Annotated in this window: 3 protein-coding genes; 2 read left to right on the top strand and 1 reads right to left on the bottom strand. The window is 69.6% G+C overall.

The window, feature by feature from the left end; genetic code table 11:
* Positions 1–1392: 3-hydroxyacyl-CoA dehydrogenase (locus VGB60_RS09355; protein WP_331037998.1), on the top strand; the 1392-nt coding region annotated here is incomplete at its 5' end.
* A 168-nt stretch (positions 1393–1560) separates the two neighbouring features.
* Here VGB60_RS09355 and VGB60_RS09350 read toward each other — a convergent pair.
* A complete protein-coding gene (locus VGB60_RS09350) occupies positions 1561–1992 on the bottom strand; it encodes a DUF488 domain-containing protein (protein ID WP_331037997.1) in 432 nt (143 codons plus the stop codon).
* Positions 1993–2073: 81 nt separating this feature from the next.
* Between VGB60_RS09350 and VGB60_RS09345 the strand changes: the two genes are divergently transcribed.
* A partial coding sequence (locus VGB60_RS09345; protein ID WP_331037996.1) for an amidohydrolase family protein occupies positions 2074–2556 on the top strand: 483 nt, incomplete at its 3' end.

Raw genomic sequence — 2556 nt, 5'->3', positions numbered from 1 at the left:
GCCCTGCGCATCGAGACTCGCTACTTCATCAAGACCCTGATGACGCCGCAGGCGCAGGCGATGATCCGCAGCCTGTTCCTGTCGAAACAGGAGCTCGACAAGGGCGCTGTCCGTCCCGCGGGCGTGCCGAAGTCGGATCCGAAGAAGGTCACCGTCCTCGGCGCCGGCATGATGGGCGCGGGCATCGCCTATGTGCAGGCCATGGCCGGCATCGAGACCGTCCTGATCGACCAGACCCAGGAAGCCGCCGACAAGGGCAAGGCCCACGTCGAGGGCCTGCTGAAGAAGCGGCTGTCGCGCGGACAGATGACGCAGGAGAAGTTCGACGCCACGCTCGGCCTGGTCACCGCCACAACCGACTACGCCCATGTGAAGGGCTCGGATCTCGTGGTCGAGGCCGTGTTCGAAAGCCGCGAGATCAAGGCCGACGTGACGAAGCGGGCCGAGGCGCAGCTGGAGCCCGGCGCAGTGTTCGGCTCCAACACCTCGACCCTGCCGATCACCGGACTGGCCGAGGCCTCGGCCCGGCCCGCCGACTTCATCGGCATCCACTTCTTCTCGCCCGTCGACAAGATGATGCTGGTCGAGATCATCATGGGCGAGCAGACCTCGCAGGAGGCGCTGGCCAAGGCGCTCGATTACGTCCTGAAGATCAAAAAGACCCCGATCGTCGTCAACGACAGCCGCGGCTTCTACACCTCGCGCTGCTTCTCCACCTTCCTGACCGAGGGCATGGCGATGCTGCAGGAAGGTTACGCCCCCGCCCTGATCGACAACGTCGGCCGTATGACCGGAATGCCGCGCGGTCCGCTGGAGATGCACGACGACGTCGCCCTGGACCTGTCCTACAAGATCGGCAAACAGACCCGCGCCGATCTCGGCGACAAGTACGTGCCGAACCCGGGCGAGGACATCGTCGCGACCATGGTCGAGGGCGGCCGGTTCGGGCGCAAGAACGGCATGGGCTTCTACGACTATCCGGCGGAGAAGGGTCAGCCCAAGACCCTGTGGAAGGGCCTGTCCGAACTCGCCCCGACGACCAAGACCGAAGGCTTCGACGAGACGCCCGAGGCGCTGGACCGCGTCGAGGAGCTGAAGACCCGCCTGCTGTACCGGCAGGCCGTCGAGGTCGCGCGCTGCTGGGAAGAAGGCGTCATCGACGACCCGCGCGAAGCCGATCTGGGCGCCATCCTCGGCTGGGGCTTCGCGCCCTGGACCGGCGGGCCCATCACCCTGATCGACCAGACCGGCGTGGCGAAATTCGTCCAGACGGCCGACCGCCTGGCCGCCACCTACGGCGACCGCTTCAAGGTCCCGCAGCTGCTCCGCGACATGGCGGCGAAGGGCGAGACCTTCTACGGGAATTTCGAAGGGAAAAAGGCGGCGGCTTAATCAGTCTTCTCCCTCCCGCTTGAGGGAGGGTGGCTGAGGCGCAGCCGAAGCCGGGTGGGAGCGCTTCGGCGATCGACCCGCCGGCGCTTGCCTCGCCGAGCCCCTCCCACCCCCTTGCCGCTTCGCGGCAAGGACCCTCCCCCGGAGGGGGAGGGAGAGGCGTCGGGGTCAGAGGTTCACCACCTCGAACCCGTCCTCCGCCGCCAGCCGCTCCGCCAGCACGGCGCGGTGGCAGCCCGCGTGATCCGCTTCGAAGCACAGCAGCGCCGTCGGGCGGTCCGAGGCGATTTCCCGCAACCGCTCGAACGCGAACCGCGCCGGCGGTTCGGCCATGTGGTCGGCGAAGATCTCGCGCATCTCGCCGATCCGGCCCGCCCGCGCCGCGTCCCGGCCGGCCTTGGGCGTGCCGAGGTCGCGCAGGTGGACGTATTCGATACCGGCTTCGGCCAGGCTGCCGCCCAGCACGGTCTTGGAGAACCCCGCGCGCCGCGACGCCGCCACGGCCCGGACATCGGCCAGCACGCGCACGCCCGCGGCCTTCAGCCGGTCGATCACCGCCGCCTGCGGCTCGCCTTCGTATCCGATGGTGTAGAGTTTCATGCTTCCCACATGGGTCTCGCACCCGGTTGACGCCAGCGGCTTTCGGCTCCACCCCTCGCGTCTCTCAACCGGAGCCGCGTCATGATCCGCACCCTCGCCCTCGCCCTTCTGCTGGGAGGCGTCGCCGCCTCCGCCGCGGCGCAGGATCTGCTGATCCGCGGCGGCCCGATCTACACCGGCGTGGACGCCGCGCCGACCGCCGAGGCCGTGCTGGTCCGGAACGGACGGATCGTGTGGGTGGGCTCCCAGCAGGACCAGCCCGCTGTCCCGGCCGACCTGCCGACCATCGATCTCAAGGGCGCGGCCCTGTTCCCCGGCTTCACCGACGGCCACGCACACCTCGACGGCGTCGGCTGGCGCGAGCTGACGCTGAACCTCGAGGGCTCGGCCTCGGTCGCGGAGGCCATGGCGCGGCTGACGGCGTGGGCGCAGGCGCACCCCGAAGGGCCCATTGTCGGTCGGGGCTGGATCGAGACACACTGGCCGGAGGGCCGCTTCCTGACCGCCGCCGATCTGGACGCCGCGGCGCCGGGCCGGGTCGTGCTGCTGGGCCGGGCGGACGGG

The sequence above is a fragment of the Brevundimonas sp. genome (genome assembly GCF_036399195.1).
In the GTDB taxonomy this organism is placed as follows: Bacteria; Pseudomonadota; Alphaproteobacteria; order Caulobacterales; family Caulobacteraceae; genus Brevundimonas.
This window is presented reverse-complemented; position numbering and strand designations above follow the sequence as displayed.